This window comes from Pseudomonas sp. SWRI18 (genome assembly GCF_014268345.1).
In the GTDB taxonomy this organism is placed as follows: Bacteria; Pseudomonadota; Gammaproteobacteria; order Pseudomonadales; family Pseudomonadaceae; genus Aquipseudomonas; species Aquipseudomonas cedrina.
This window is the reverse complement of the sequence record NZ_JACCQQ010000006.1, coordinates 198,674-211,903: the sequence shown is the minus strand read 5'-3', so window position 1 is coordinate 211,903 and position 13,230 is coordinate 198,674. Positions and strand designations below refer to the sequence as shown.

Sequence of the window (13,230 nt, the reverse complement as noted above, 5' to 3'; positions counted from 1 at the left end):
ATTTTTGCTCAATCCACAATAAACAGCCTCGCCCCGACTCCTGTCGATGAGCGATGGCCCTCCCTCTCATTGCCCACCTGGTAACTCATTCCGGCCGTCAGCGTGAACTGGCGGCCATCTTCCAGTTCCGTGTGCAACTCGCCCTCAATGCACAGCAGGATGTGCCCTCTCCAGCACCAGTGATCCGCCAGGTAACCGGGCGTGTACTCGACCATGCGCACGCGGGTGGTGCCGAAATGGCAGGTGCGCCACACCGCATTGCCGGTAGCGCCTGGGTGGGTTGTGGGTTCGACCGTTGACCAGTCGGTAGTGCCAAAGGGGACAGCGGTCAGGTCCATGATGGGCTCGGTGGTGGTGGTTAATGTGGCTTGAGGCTATCGGGCTGGAACGACGGGTGATAGACACAGATCGAACGCTTTTGCGGGATACAGGTATTCTGCGGACACTGCTCTTACGGATACGCTTATGCAGATCGACCCTGCTTACGTCCTTTACGAAACCGAACACTGGCTGCTCAACCATCACCTGGCTTCGGCACTGCCGGGCTACCTGATGTTGGGCGCCAAGGCGCCCATTCACTCCCTGGCCGCTATGCCGGAAGCGGCACTGGCCGAGTTGGGTGGATTGCTCGCGAAGACGCAACGGGTGATGGAGGCGCAACTCCAACCCAAATGGCTGTATATCAGCCGGTATGGGCACATGCCGGGATTCGCGCTGCATTTTCATTTCATCCCGGTGTATGAGTGGGTGGAGGAAGCATTTTGGCAGGATGAGCGATATCGACTGCTGCAAGGCTTTGGCGCGCAACCTATGGCACAGACGCTGACCGACGGGGCTGAGTTGACGTTGTTCGTATGGCGGGAGTTTGGGGAAAGCGCCACACCGCCGCAGGTTCAGGGGGAATCAGTCGACCAAGTGACCACACGGCTGCGCGCAGCATTTCGGTCGGTGTGATGGCACCTGTGGGAGCTGTCGAGCTTTAGCGAGGCTGCGAAAGCGGCGAGTCAGGCGACGAAAATCGCCAGCAGTACCGGCCCCTTCGCAGCCTCGCTGGGGCTCGACAGCTCCCACAGGGCCCGGGGCTGTGGCCGACATTTCAGCGGTCATGAAGATCGAATGTGGAGCTGTTGAGCTTTAGCGAGGCTGCGAAGGCGGCGGGTCAGGCGCTGAAGATGCCAGCAATGCCGGCCCCTTCGCAGCCTCGCTGGGGCTCGACAGCTCCTACAGGGATTTGCGTTGTGTTCGCCACTTCAGCAGCCATGGAGATCGAGTGTGGGAGCTGTTGAGCTTTAGCGAGGCTGCGAAAGCGGTGGGTCAGGCGCTGAAGATGCCAGCAATGCCGGCCTCTTCGCAGCCTCGCTGGGGCTCGACAGCTCCCACAGGGATTTGCGTTGTGTTCGCCACTTCAACAGCCATGGAGATCGAATGTGGGAGCTGTCGAGCTTTAGCGAGGCTGCGAAAGCGGTGGGTCAGGCGATGAACATGCCAGCAATGCCGGCCCCTTCGCAGCCTCGCCGGGGCTCGACAGCGCCCACAGAAAACCCCCTCACCCCCATCAGTACCGCGCACTGTCAAAACACCCTGGGTCTTCATCCAGGTATTTCTTCATGCGCCGCCATAAGGTGGTGGTGCTGATGTGCAGACGCCTGGCCGCTTCTTCACGGTTGCCGCGTACGCTGGCGAGCGCTTCATGCAGTAGCGCCAACTCACTTTTGATCGGGGCGTGCGGTTCATTCGTCACGCCCTCGGAGAGGTCTTCCAGCACATCCTCCAGCCACGGCTGCGCAAACGGCTGGCCCTGGCTCATCACCGCCAGGCGTTCGACGATATTGCCCAATTGCCGGATGTTACCCGGCCATGGGTAGGCGCTCAGGCGCGCCAGCAGTTCTTCGGATGGCTCGGCGGCGTCCATTGGCAGGTTGCGCAGCAGGTGACGCACCAGTTCGGGGATGTCGGCGCGGCGTTCACGCAGCGCTGGCAGGTGCAGCTTGAGCACGCAGATGCGGTAGAAGAAGTCTTCGCGAAACCGCCCCTGGGCCACCAACTGCGGCAGGCTTTTGTTGCTGGCGGTGATGATGCGGATGTCGACGGGCGTGACCTTGTCATCACCGATACGCACCACCTTGCGCTCCTGCAGCGTACGCAGCAACTTGACCTGGATATCGGTGGAGGTCTCGTTGATTTCATCGAGGAAGATAGTACCAGTGTGCGCGAGTTCAAACACGCCCGCCTTGCCTTCGTTGAGTGCACCGGTGAACGCGCCCTTCACGTAGCCGAACAGCTCACTCTCGAGCACGCCCGGCGCAAACGCCGCGCAGTTGATCGCCACGAACGGGCCTTGCCTGCGGCGCGAAGCGTTATGGATGCTCTGGGCGAACAACTCTTTGCCGGTGCCGGTGTCACCTTCGATCATCACCGTGCTGTCCACCGCCGCGTAGGTCTGGGCCAGGCGCTTGGCTTTCGCCAGTGCCGGGCTGGTGCCGATGATGTCATCGAAGGTTTTTTCGGCCAGATGCTGGCGCGCCAGCACGCGCCGCATCTTGCGTTCGATAGCGGTGATTTCAGTCTGACTTTGCAGGGTGGCCACGGCGCCGATCACCTGGAGGCCCAGCGTGATCGGCGCAATGCTCAAGGTCAGCGACAGGCGCCCCAAGGTAATCAGCGCCCCACGCACCGGGCGCCCATGATTGAGCACTTGGCTGAAGTAGTCCTGGACCAGCAGGCCGTCGATGCTGTCGCCGACGCCCACGCTGCCCAGGTAGCCGGTGGCCACACTGTTCATATTGGTGACGGTACGTTGGCTGTCGACGCTGAAAATGCCCTCGGACACGCAGTTGAGGATCGACTGGATCATTTCATAGCGGCTCTGCAGCTCCAGGCTTTTGAGCCGCCGTTCTTCCTCGATCTGCAAGAGGTGAAGCGCTTCATCGATGGCCTCATCGGCCGCATCCGCGTCAGCCTCGGACATGATGTAATGCATGCCCCGTGCGAGCACCGCCTGGCGCAACGAAAGACCGCCAATCGCCACCTCGATGCCCTCGGCCAGCAAACGGTCAAGCTGCGCTTCGGTGGCCTGGTTGCTGCCCAGCGGATCGATCAGGCAGATCGATACCCGAGGCATGAATGGCCGGGCTTTCTCCAGGATCGTCGCGTAGCCCTCGGACGTCGCGAGAAAGGCGATCTTCCCCGAGACCTGCTGCGCCCGATGATAGGCATTGATGCAGTCGAAGAACGTGTGCTTGACCTCGACGATCGGCACGCGCAGTTGCTCACGCAAAACGCTGGCGGTGCGGCCACGGCTGATGATCACGCTGACGCCTCCCTCGATCAACTGGCGAGCCTTGAGCGCAGCGTCTTGCTGGGCCGCTTCGACCACCACCAGCGACAACCCACGCTGTTCAAGGATGCCGCGCATCACGGCAGTCAGGGTACTTGAAGGGGAAATGACGGCGATGGTGCCTTGCATGGCAGGTCTCGGATAACGCGAACGGGGATTGCAGACTATTTCACATCGTTATTATTTGAAAGATCTTGAAATCAACACGTGCACCATCGGTTTCGATAATCCGCTCTAACACGTTGTTTCTGAAAACAATTTAAGTCATGGCACAGCGCTTGCTCTTCCTTCATCAATAAAAAAGACAATGAAGGGAAACACTGCATGGATATCGTCTTCATCGGGTTTGGCGAGGCCGCCTACCACCTCTGCGCGGGCCTGCGCACCACTGGCGAGCTACGCATCGGCGCATTCGACGCGAACGTCAGCCAGCAACTGCAGCAACGCGCCGAACAACTGCACGTAACCCTCTTCGACTCACTGGAACACGCCTGCCATGGCGCGCGCTTCGTGGTGTGCCTGACCAGCGCCAGCAGCGCGCTGGGCATCGCGCAGAAGGTCCTGCCGCTTCTGGTGGCCGGGCAAACCTACGTCGACATGAACTCGGCCGCGCCCACCGTCAAACAGGCCATCGACCAATTGCCTCGCCCCACCGGCGTGGACTTTTGCGACAGCGCCGTGATGGGCACCGTGCCCGGCAATAACCACCGCGTGCCGATGCTGTTGGCCGGCAGCGGTGCTGCGGCGTTTGCCGATGCCTTCACGCCACGGGGCATGCGCTTGACCGTGCTGGAAGCCGAAGCCGGTGCCGCCTCCGCGATCAAGATGCTCAAAAGCGTGGTCATGAAAGGCCTGCCGCAATTGCTGCTGGAAGCGTTCCAGGCCGGCGAGAAATTCGGCGTGCTGGACACCTTGGTCGCGTCCCTTGGCGACTCGTTGAACGGCAAGACCATCGAGCAACTGGCGGATACCTTCACCGCGCGCACGCTGATCCACGCCAAGCGCCGCAGCGCGGAAATGGACGACGCAGTCGCCACCCTCGAAGCCGCTGGCGTCGACGCCGCCATGACCCGTGCCACCCAAGGCCAGCTGGATAAATTGGCCGCTACCGACTGGGCCAGCCTGCTCGGCCCCGACGGCAGCGACATGGATTTTCGCAGCGCCATCACCCGCCTGACCGCCCACGCCTGAGAGCCCGCCATGAACACTGAACAGTATTTCCCCCTGCCCGACCTGATCCCGGCCGACCTGCTGGAACGCTTTCGCCAGCTCAGCCCGGCGCAACTGTGCGATGGCATGCAAAGCCTCGGCATCCCGCGCAACGGTTGCATGGACGCAAACCTCATGCCTCTGGATGAACGCAAGGTGATGCTCGGCACTGCCTACACCGTCGACACCGAAGATGGCGACAACTTCCCCATCCACGTGGCCGTGTACCAGGGCCAACCGGGCTACGTGCTGGTGGTGGCCGGCAAGGCCTACCCCGGCCGCGCGTACATCGGCGACCTGATGGCCGGTGCCGCCCAGGCCGTGGGCCTGGCCGGCATGGTCATCGACGGCTGCGTGCGCGACAAGGTGCCGTTGGCGCAGCTGGAGATCCCGATCTACGCCAAGGGGTTCATGCAGCGCAGCCCCGGCAAGCAAGGCCCCGGCAAGATCAACGCCACCGTGACCTGCGCGGGTGTCGACGTGGCGCCGGGCGACTTGGTCTTCGGCGATTACGACGGCGTCACCGTGGTGCCCCGCGCGCGCCTGCTGGAAGTGCTGGAGGCCTCCGAGAAAAAAAGCGCCTATGAAAACCAACGCCGCGAGGTGATCGACGCCTACACTCGCGCCCGAGACAGCGGCCAGCCCTTGCCGGCGCTGGCCCCGGCCTGGGTCACCCAACTGCTGGAAGGCCAGTAACCCCCGAGGCTGTACCCGGGGCGCGTCGCGCCCCAACCTGCTGCGCTCACTATAAAAATAAAATGTGGAGACGTTCAGATGCTGACCGTTCTGGGCTATGTGTTGATCACCTCGTTTCTGTGGCTGGTCATCAAGCAAAAACTCTCGCCGTTCACCGGCTTGATCGTGGTATCGCTGGCCGTGGGGGTGCTGGTGTGCCTGATCAGCGGCGTGCCGATGGGCACCATCATGACCTGGGTGCGCGAAGGGCTGTTCTACTCGCAGAATGAGGCCGGCAAGGTCTCCCTCGGTACGGTCAACCCCACGGTGATGATCCTGTTTGCCGTGTTGTATTTCAGCCTGATGATGAACGTGGGGCTGTTCGATCCGCTGTGCACCTTCCTGATTCGCAAGGCCAATGGCGACCCGCTGAAAATCATTCTGGTCACGGCCTTCACCTCCGCCGTGGTCACCCTGGACGGTGACGGCACCACCACCATCCTGATTATCACCACGGCGTTCCTGCCGCTGTACAAGCAGATGGGCATGAAGCTGTCGAACCTGGCGATGTTGATCATCCTGCCGTGCGGCCTGGGCAACTGCCTGCCGTGGGGCGGGCCGTTGGCGCGGGCGGCAGCGGTGCTGAACGTGGAGGTCAATACGCTGTTCGTGGCGATTTTGCCGATCCTCGGTGTGTCGTTTCTCTATGTGTTTCTCATGGCGTACCTGATGGGGATCAAGGAGCGCAAGCGCCTGGGTTTCGTGAAGGGGGAAAAAGGCATCGTGACGCCCGAGCAGATTGTGCAGATGGTCAATGTGATCAAGGACCACGACAAGCCGCTCAAGCGTCCGAGTTTGTTCCTGTTCAACCTGGCCCTGACCCTGGGCATGCTGGTCATCCTCATCGCCGGCTGGGCCAGCGGCGCGGTGGTGTTCATGCTCGGCACCGCGATTGCGCTGACCGTCAACTACAGCGCCGTGGACCAACGCGAGCGCATCACCGCCAACGGCGGCGACGCCGTGGCCGTGGCCTCGATCATCCTCGCCGCCGGCTGCTTCCTGGGGATCTTCAACGGCAGCGGCATGGCCGGCGCCGTGGCCGAACACATGGCCAGCCTGATCCCGGACTCCATGGGCAGCCATACTGCGCTGATCTTCGCCTTCCTCGGCGCCCTGGCCTGCTACGCCCTGCCGGTGGATGCCTACTACTTCGGCATCCTGCCGGTGGTGGCCCCCATCGCCTACAAGTTCGGCATCAGCCCAACCGAGATCGGCGTGGCATCGTTCATGGGCCAGTCGCTGCGTTACGCCAGCCCGACGGTGGCCTGGTTGTTCCTGTTGATGAACCGCACGGAGATGACATTCGGGGAGTACCAGAAGGAATTCTTCAAATGGTCGATCCCGATGTTTTTCATCTTTTTGATTACGGCGATTGTGACGGGGGAGTTGCCGGTGGGCTAATGGCTGAATGATCCATGTGGGCGCTGGCTTGCCTGCGATTTCGGTGTGTCAGCGAAACCGCCATCGCAGGCAAGCCAGCTCCCACAGGCTGAACAGTGTCCAGTCAGTGATTCAGTCGTTTGGTCATCGGGACACACGCCAACGCCAACCCCGAAGGCGAGTGATAAGTCGCCTCTTCATCCCCCACATACCCGCAGGCCCGGTAGAAACTCGCCGCATTCAACGTCGCATCGAGCACCACGGTTTCAACCTGCAGCCCGCGCGCAACGTGCTCAAGGTGATCGAGCATCGCCTTGCCATAGCCGCGCCCGGTGAATTCGGGGAGCACAAACAATGCGCCGACTTCGTTGTTGTCCAGGTCGAGCATTCCGGTCACCACCGGTTGGCCCTCCACACTCCCCAGGTAAAACAACTTGTCCATCAGGGCGCTGTACCCGTCCTCGGCGTTACCCTGTGTCCATCTCATCATTTGCTCGCGCGTATAGGCGCCGATGCATTGGCTACGGATAGCTTGCAAGCGAATGTCGAACGCCACCTGGGCATCCTCCGGGGTAGCCCGTTTTATCTCCAGCATTTGTGTCTCCTTCCATGACCATATCGTTGTTGCGCACTCCGGTGGTGCAATATGAGCGTCCCGGATGTAGGCCATGGATGTCAGAATCCCTTGAAGTCCGAGGTAGCTTGACGCCATTTTTTCCTGATGCTGTCCAGGCGCTCGTAGATGTAACTGAAGTTGAACTGTTGCAAAGACGCGCGCCCATGCGCCAGAGAATTGCGATCACCATACAGGCCACGCAGCTCGGCTAAATAGTTCTTGAAATAGCTATCGCGCCCCAACATCCCTTGCCAAGCATCAATAATGCTTCCCAGGGAAACATGGCCATCGTCACGACTCAACCGTTGAAACCGTCGATAACGGGTGTTCGCGTTATGACTCACTGCACCGCGTCACGCACAGTCCCTGCGAATACCACCTTCACATGCCGCAAGCAACGCTAATGACGCAAATGCCTCATGCTCGTCTTCCTTGCGCCGAACGAAGTCTTTCCACTCCTTCTCCGTCATGAACATGATTTGGTCGAGTGTGTCTTTCGAGATGTGTTTGGATTTTGCGCCATCCGCTATCCGCTTCAGATGCCGCAGGCCATCCAGACTAACGAAGTACCAGTTCCTGGCTTCATCGATAGTGGGAAATCGCTCCGTCATCGGCGTTCACTCCCCGACAATCGATTCGAACAGTCGTACCAAACCTACATCGTCAAAATCGAACCCCTTCCGTACACCAATACCTGGGTAAACCCGCCACAACCAGTCGCGCCTGCTAACATCGGCAGACACGCCCTCAGGTTGCTGGGCAATCAATTTGATCCTGTTGCCACGGCCGGTCTCTTCGACATCCACCCTGCCAAGACCGCCGATGATCACACTGGCTATCGGCGTGAACTGAACCACACCCGCGGGCATTTGAACACGCAACCCAGGGGCCGTGTATGAACCCAGCGTGTCTTCTGAAATAAGGTGGGACGTTGATACAAAGGCAGACGGATCGAGGCCAGCGTCGATCAATGAATGGCGGATATGCAAAAAAAGCTGTTCAAGCTCATCAAGCCAGCGCTTCTTGCGCTCCTCCCAGCCGACATGCCGCTCTCGAGAGTGCTTTTTTGCCTGCTGCTCGCTGATAAATCGTTTCAAATCGGTCATGAGCGTTCTCCTTGGCTGAAGCCTACCCCAGTTGGCATTGTGCCGATAACCACCATTAAGTAACTGCATGCAATCGGCCTTAACCCACCTCCCTTGCATCCGATATTTATGCTCACTTCCCAGCTTAATAATATTTTATTTATAGCCCCCCTCCCCCTAGCCTTGAAGTCATGCCAACGCTGAATCCAACTGCATGATGCAAGGACAGAGACATGACTCAAGCAATAACAAAAACAGACACCCTGGTGGTGGGCGCCGGTCAAGCGGGCGTGGCCATGAGTGAGCATCTGAGCAAGCAAGGCGTGCCACACCTGGTGCTGGAGCGCAGCCGCATCGCCGAGCGCTGGCGCACCGGGCGCTGGGATTCGCTGGTGGCCAACGGGCCGGCCTGGCATGACCGGTTTCCCGGCCTGGCATTCGACACCGTCGCCCCGGATGGCTTCGCGCCCAAAGAACAGGTGGCCGATTACTTTGTAGCCTATGCCCGCAAGTTCAATGCGCCGATCCGTACCGGCGTCGAGGTGCTGTCGGTTGTACGCAATATTGGCCGTCAAGGATTCACCGTGCACACCAGCGAAGGCGTGATTGAGGCCAACCGCGTCGTGGCGGCGACCGGGCCGTTCCAGAAGCCGGTGATCCCGGCCATCGCGCCCACCGACACGGCGCTGCACCAGATCCATTCCGCCGACTATCGCAACCCTGCGCAACTGCCGGCCGGCGCCGTACTGGTGGTGGGGGCAGGCTCGTCCGGTGTACAGATCGCCGATGAATTGCAACGCTCCGGACGCCAGGTTTACCTGTCGGTCGGGGCCCACGATCGCCCGCCCCGCGCCTACCGCAACCGTGACTTCTGCTGGTGGCTCGGCGTGCTGGGCGAATGGGACCAGGCGGCGATGAAGCCTGGCCGTGAGCACGTGACCATCGCGGTCAGCGGCGCCCACGGCGGCAAGACCATCGACTTCCGCGAGCTGGCCCAGCAAGGCATGGTCCTGGTCGGCCTCACGCAAGCGTTCAACGGCACCGTCGCCACGTTCCAGCCGAACCTGGCGGAGAACCTGGCGCGTGGCGATGAAAATTACCTGGCGCTGCTGGATGCGGCGGACGCCTACATCGAGCGCAATGGTCTGGACTTGCCACCGGAGCCCGAAGCCCGCCGGGTGTTCCCGGATGCGCAGTGCATCCAGCAGCCGATCCTGGAACTGGATCTGGCCGAGGCCGGTGTCACCACCATCATCTGGGCCACCGGTTTTGCGGTGGACTACAGCTGGTTGAACGTCGCGGCCTTCGACGCCGCCGGCAAGCCGCAGCACCAGCGCGGCGTGTCCAGCGAAGCGGGGATCTACTTTCTCGGCTTGCCGTGGCAGTCACGTCGCGGCTCGTCGTTTATCTGGGGGGTCTGGCACGACGCCAAGTACGTGGCCGACCACATCGCCATCCAACGGCAATACCTTGAATACCGCGAACCCGCCCCGCTGGCTCACCCATCCCCTGTCAGCGCCTGATCCCTCTATTGCCGGAGTTTTTTTCGATGCCTACTCACACTCGCATCCGCATGTTCAACACCAAGGTAACCTACCCCAACCAGAGCCTGGACAACGACCTGTGCCAGGCCGTGCGCGCCGGCAATACCGTGTACGTACGCGGCCAGGTCGGCACCGATTTCGACGGTAACCTGGTCGGCCTTGGCGACCCACGTGCCCAGGCCGAACAAGCCATGAAAAACGTCAAGCAACTGTTGGAAGAAGCCGGCAGCGACCTCAGCCATATCGTCAAGACCACCACTTACCTGATCGACCCGCGCTACCGCGAGCCGGTGTACCAGGAAGTCGGCAAATGGCTCAAGGGCGTGTTCCCGATTTCCACCGGGCTGGTGGTGTCGGCCCTGGGCCAGCCGCAGTGGCTGATGGAAATTGATGTGATCGCCGTTATTCCCGAGTAAGGAGTTGCACATGACCTTTTCAATTGTCGGTCGTTGCGCCGAAACCGGCCAATTGGGCATCGCCATCAGTTCCTCGAGCATTGCCGTGGGCGCCCGTTGCCCGTGGCTGCGGCCCGGTGTGGGTGCGGTGTCGACGCAGAACATCACGCTGCCGGCGCTGGGCCCGGATGTGCTGGATTTGCTGGAACAGGGCCTCGCGCCCGCCGACGCTATCGACAAGGCCCTGACCCGCAACGGCTACAGCCAGTACCGGCAACTGACGGCGATCGATCACTTGGGCCGCAGCGTGCATTTCAGTGGCAGCGAAACCCTCGGCACCCACAACGCGGTGTCGGGCGAACAGTGCGTGGCGGCGGGCAATATGCTTGCCGACCGCGCGGTAGTCGAGGCGATGGTCGCGGCTTTTGAAAAAGGCGAAGGCCAATTGGCGGATCGCCTGCTGGCCGCGATGCACGCCGCCATCGCCGCCGGCGGCGAAGCCGGCCCGGTGCATTCCGCGGCGCTGGTGGTGGTGGGCGAGCTGACGTGGCCGATCATCAACCTGCGCGTGGACTGGGCAGATGACCAGCCTATCCGTGAACTGCAAAAACTCTGGGACGCCTACCGTCTGCAAGTGCAGGACTACATCGACCGCGCGCTCGCTCCGGACCGCTCGCCCGGCTACGGCGTGGCCGGAGACGAGCGATGAGCAGCAGCCGCGAACTGCTGCGCACGCTGGTGGGGTTTGACACCACCAGCCGCGAATCCAACCTGCAATTGATCGAGTTTGTGCGCGATTATCTGGCAGGGTTCGGGGTGGCCAGCGAGTTGATGTTCAACGCCGAAGGCAGCAAGGCCAACCTGTTTGCCAGCGTGGGCCCGGTGCAGGCGCCGGGCATTGTGCTGTCGGGGCATACCGATGTGGTGCCGGTGGACGGGCAGCCGTGGACAGTGCCGCCGTTCGCACTCACCGAACGCGACGGCAAGCTGTTTGGCCGCGGCACGGCGGACATGAAAGGCTATATCGCCTGCGTGTTGGCGCTGGTGCCGGCGCTGGTTGAGGCCCCCTTGCGCATGCCGGTGCACATCGCCCTGTCTTACGACGAAGAGGTGGGCTGCCTGGGCGTACGCTCGTTGCTCAAGGTGCTGGAAGACCGCCCCGTGAAGCCGCTGCTGTGCATCATCGGCGAACCGACCGAACTCAAGCCGGTGCTCGGCCACAAGGGCAAGTTGGCGATGCGCTGTGATGTGCAGGGCGAGGCGTGCCATTCGGCGTATGCGCCGTATGGGGTGAATGCGATTGAACAAGCCGCAGAGTTGATTGGTGAGCTGGGACGGATCGGGCAGCGGTTGCGGCAGACTCAGGACGCACGCTTTGACCCGCCCTTCAGCACGGTGCAGACCGGCGTGATCAGCGGCGGCAAGGCACTGAATATCGTCCCCGTCGATTGCCGGTTTGATTTTGAGGTGCGCGCATTGCCGGCCCAGGACCCAGGCGCGGTGGCTGATGAACTGAAGGCCTACGCCGAGCAGCACGTGCTGCCGCGCATGCGGGCGGTGAGTGCGCAGAGCGCGATTCGTTTTACCGAATTGTCGGCGTATCCTGGGTTGGCGACGGATGAGCGCAGCCAGGCGGCGGAGTTGATCGCAGCGTTTTGCGGCTCGCGGGCATTCGGCACGGTGGCGTTTGGCACTGAAGGCGGGTTGTTCGATGCGGTGGGCATTCCCACGGTGGTGTGCGGGCCGGGCAGCATGGACCAGGGGCATAAGCCGGATGAGTTTGTGGAACTGGAGCAGTTGGCGGGGTGTGATGCGATGTTGCGGCGGATGCTGGATTGGATTCGCCTTTGAAGGCAGTACCTATTTAATGTGGGAGCGGGCTTGCTCGCGAATGCGGTGTGTCAGGCACTGCTGTTTTGACTGGCCGACCGCATTCGCGAGCAAGCCCGCACATTTTGGTCTTGCGCTCAGCCCAAGAGCCTGGCCAGCTCTTCGCGGCAATAATCCACAAACAATTGCACCGGCTTGGTCAGCGGCGCACGCCGCAGCCAGACCGCCGACAAGCCTGAACCGGTCACGGTCTCGGCCAACGGCACACACACCACTGTCTGCCCATCATAGGTGTACTCGCTGAACGGCTTGGTCACCAATATCGAGAACCCGAACCCGCGCCCCACCATCCCCCGTACCATCTCGATCGACGGCGAGCTGAATACAATGTTCGGCGTCAGCCCCCGCTCTTCAAAAATGCTCACGAAGTAAGTCCGGCTCGGCAGCACATCCAGCAAAATCATCGGTTCCAGCACCAGGTCCGCCAAGGACACCTTGGCTTGCTGCGCAAAGCGGTGGTCCGCCGGCAGCAACGCATAAGGCTGCTGCGGCGGCATCAACGGCGTGGTCTCGATGGTGCCGCCCAGGTCGTGCTCGAACAGCATTGCCACATCGATGCTGCCCGCCGTCAGCGCCTGCACCAGCTCCTGCTGCTCGCCATCGCGAATACGGATCTCCACACCCGGCCAGCGCGCCTTGAAGCCGGCGATCAAACGCGGCAGGTACAACGGCGCGACGGTCTCAAAGCAGCCGATATCGATCTGCCCGGCCACCACGTCATTGTCCGCCAGGGCATTTTGTTCGAATTCATGGGCGACCCGCAGCAGCTCCAGCGCCTTGCGATAGAACCGCGCGCCGCTGGGCGTCAGCGAGACACCCTGAGCGTGATGGCGGATAAACAGTTGCACGCCAAAGCTGTCCTCCAACTGCTTGATGGCCGTGGACACCGACGGCTGCGCGATATACAGCTTGCGCGAGGCCTCGGCGACGCTGCCGCACTCGGCCGTGGTGACGAAATATCTGAGCTGGCGCAGGTTGTAGGCAGCCATCAAGGTCTCCATAAACGCGGGAATTCGCCCCATGCCGGTGCGAAAAAAGC

At 61.5% G+C, this 13,230-nt stretch carries 15 protein-coding genes; 8 read left to right on the top strand and 7 right to left on the bottom strand.

The window, feature by feature from the left end; translation table 11 throughout:
• Nucleotides 1–8: 8 nt before the first annotated feature.
• Nucleotides 9–338 (bottom strand): DHCW motif cupin fold protein, encoded by a 330-nt coding sequence (locus tag H0Z09_RS09795; RefSeq protein ID WP_186690033.1) that lies wholly within the window; start codon nt 336–338, stop codon nt 9–11.
• Between the two features lie 127 nt (nt 339–465).
• Between H0Z09_RS09795 and H0Z09_RS09790 the strand changes: the two genes are divergently transcribed.
• The gene (locus tag H0Z09_RS09790) at nt 466–954 is read left to right on the top strand and encodes an HIT family protein (RefSeq protein WP_186690031.1); all 489 of its coding nucleotides are present in this window, start codon (nt 466–468) and stop codon (nt 952–954) included.
• A 601-nt stretch (nt 955–1,555) separates the two neighbouring features.
• On the opposite strand, the gene H0Z09_RS09785 is transcribed toward H0Z09_RS09790, so the two are convergent.
• Nucleotides 1,556–3,466, bottom strand: coding sequence for a sigma 54-interacting transcriptional regulator (locus tag H0Z09_RS09785; protein WP_186690029.1), 1,911 nt, complete (start codon nt 3,464–3,466; stop codon nt 1,556–1,558).
• 195 nt (nt 3,467–3,661) lie between these two features.
• Here H0Z09_RS09785 and H0Z09_RS09780 point away from each other — a divergent pair, with 195 nt between their 5' ends.
• The 3 genes from H0Z09_RS09780 (at nt 3,662) to H0Z09_RS09770 (ending at nt 6,682) form a co-directional block, all read left to right on the top strand.
• Nucleotides 3,662–4,528: a DUF1932 domain-containing protein gene (locus H0Z09_RS09780; protein WP_186690027.1), complete on the top strand. Its 867-nt coding sequence runs from the start codon at nt 3,662–3,664 to the stop codon at nt 4,526–4,528.
• Nucleotides 4,529–4,537: 9 nt separating this feature from the next.
• Nucleotides 4,538–5,242: an RraA family protein gene (locus H0Z09_RS09775; protein WP_186690025.1), complete on the top strand. Its 705-nt coding sequence runs from the start codon at nt 4,538–4,540 to the stop codon at nt 5,240–5,242.
• Between the two features lie 78 nt (nt 5,243–5,320).
• A complete protein-coding gene (locus H0Z09_RS09770) occupies nt 5,321–6,682 on the top strand; it encodes a citrate:proton symporter (RefSeq protein ID WP_186690023.1) in 1,362 nt (453 codons plus the stop codon).
• A gap of 103 nt (nt 6,683–6,785) precedes the next feature.
• On the opposite strand, the gene H0Z09_RS09765 is transcribed toward H0Z09_RS09770, so the two are convergent.
• From H0Z09_RS09765 to H0Z09_RS09750, 4 genes are all read right to left on the bottom strand, one after another.
• Entirely contained in the window at nt 6,786–7,256 is a 471-nt protein-coding gene (locus H0Z09_RS09765; RefSeq protein WP_186690021.1) for a GNAT family N-acetyltransferase, read from the bottom strand.
• 80 nt (nt 7,257–7,336) lie between these two features.
• Nucleotides 7,337–7,579, bottom strand: a complete 243-nt coding sequence (locus H0Z09_RS09760; protein WP_186690019.1) for a hypothetical protein — start codon at nt 7,577–7,579, stop codon at nt 7,337–7,339.
• 51 nt (nt 7,580–7,630) lie between these two features.
• On the bottom strand, nt 7,631–7,888 hold the full coding sequence (locus H0Z09_RS09755) for a hypothetical protein (protein WP_186690017.1): 258 nt from the start codon (nt 7,886–7,888) through the stop codon (nt 7,631–7,633).
• A gap of 6 nt (nt 7,889–7,894) precedes the next feature.
• On the bottom strand, nt 7,895–8,383 hold the full coding sequence (locus H0Z09_RS09750; protein WP_186690015.1) for a hypothetical protein: 489 nt from the start codon (nt 8,381–8,383) through the stop codon (nt 7,895–7,897).
• A gap of 212 nt (nt 8,384–8,595) precedes the next feature.
• Between H0Z09_RS09750 and H0Z09_RS09745 the strand changes: the two genes are divergently transcribed.
• The 4 genes from H0Z09_RS09745 to argE are packed head-to-tail and all read left to right on the top strand — an operon-like array spanning nt 8,596 to nt 12,152.
• Entirely contained in the window at nt 8,596–9,885 is a 1,290-nt protein-coding gene (locus H0Z09_RS09745; RefSeq protein ID WP_186690013.1) for an NAD(P)/FAD-dependent oxidoreductase, read from the top strand.
• A gap of 26 nt (nt 9,886–9,911) precedes the next feature.
• Nucleotides 9,912–10,322, top strand: coding sequence for a RidA family protein (locus H0Z09_RS09740; RefSeq protein ID WP_076950664.1), 411 nt, complete (start codon nt 9,912–9,914; stop codon nt 10,320–10,322).
• Between the two features lie 10 nt (nt 10,323–10,332).
• Nucleotides 10,333–11,010, top strand: coding sequence for a DUF1028 domain-containing protein (locus tag H0Z09_RS09735; protein ID WP_186690011.1), 678 nt, complete (start codon nt 10,333–10,335; stop codon nt 11,008–11,010).
• A complete protein-coding gene (gene argE, locus H0Z09_RS09730) occupies nt 11,007–12,152 on the top strand; it encodes an acetylornithine deacetylase (RefSeq protein ID WP_186690010.1) in 1,146 nt (381 codons plus the stop codon). Before H0Z09_RS09735 ends, argE begins: the two co-directional genes overlap by 4 nt.
• Nucleotides 12,153–12,268: 116 nt before the next feature.
• Here argE and H0Z09_RS09725 read toward each other — a convergent pair whose 3' ends face one another.
• Nucleotides 12,269–13,180 (bottom strand): LysR substrate-binding domain-containing protein, encoded by a 912-nt coding sequence (locus tag H0Z09_RS09725; RefSeq protein WP_076950667.1) that lies wholly within the window; start codon nt 13,178–13,180, stop codon nt 12,269–12,271.
• Between the last annotated feature and the right edge of the window lie 50 nt (nt 13,181–13,230).

Coding starts and splice junctions, on each gene's coding strand:
- H0Z09_RS09740 (WP_076950664.1), top strand. CDS start 9,912: ATGCCTACTCACACTCGCATCCGCATGTTCAACACCAAGGTAACCTAC.
- H0Z09_RS09775 (WP_186690025.1), top strand. CDS start 4,538: ATGAACACTGAACAGTATTTCCCCCTGCCCGACCTGATCCCGGCCGAC.
- H0Z09_RS09770 (WP_186690023.1), top strand. CDS start 5,321: ATGCTGACCGTTCTGGGCTATGTGTTGATCACCTCGTTTCTGTGGCTG.
- H0Z09_RS09785 (WP_186690029.1), bottom strand. CDS start 3,466: ATGCAAGGCACCATCGCCGTCATTTCCCCTTCAAGTACCCTGACTGCC.
- H0Z09_RS09755 (WP_186690017.1), bottom strand. CDS start 7,888: ATGACGGAGCGATTTCCCACTATCGATGAAGCCAGGAACTGGTACTTC.
- H0Z09_RS09725 (WP_076950667.1), bottom strand. CDS start 13,180: ATGGCTGCCTACAACCTGCGCCAGCTCAGATATTTCGTCACCACGGCC.
- H0Z09_RS09765 (WP_186690021.1), bottom strand. CDS start 7,256: ATGCTGGAGATAAAACGGGCTACCCCGGAGGATGCCCAGGTGGCGTTC.
- H0Z09_RS09750 (WP_186690015.1), bottom strand. CDS start 8,383: ATGACCGATTTGAAACGATTTATCAGCGAGCAGCAGGCAAAAAAGCAC.
- argE (WP_186690010.1), top strand. CDS start 11,007: ATGAGCAGCAGCCGCGAACTGCTGCGCACGCTGGTGGGGTTTGACACC.
- H0Z09_RS09745 (WP_186690013.1), top strand. CDS start 8,596: ATGACTCAAGCAATAACAAAAACAGACACCCTGGTGGTGGGCGCCGGT.
- H0Z09_RS09795 (WP_186690033.1), bottom strand. CDS start 338: ATGGACCTGACCGCTGTCCCCTTTGGCACTACCGACTGGTCAACGGTC.
- H0Z09_RS09735 (WP_186690011.1), top strand. CDS start 10,333: ATGACCTTTTCAATTGTCGGTCGTTGCGCCGAAACCGGCCAATTGGGC.
- H0Z09_RS09790 (WP_186690031.1), top strand. CDS start 466: ATGCAGATCGACCCTGCTTACGTCCTTTACGAAACCGAACACTGGCTG.
- H0Z09_RS09780 (WP_186690027.1), top strand. CDS start 3,662: ATGGATATCGTCTTCATCGGGTTTGGCGAGGCCGCCTACCACCTCTGC.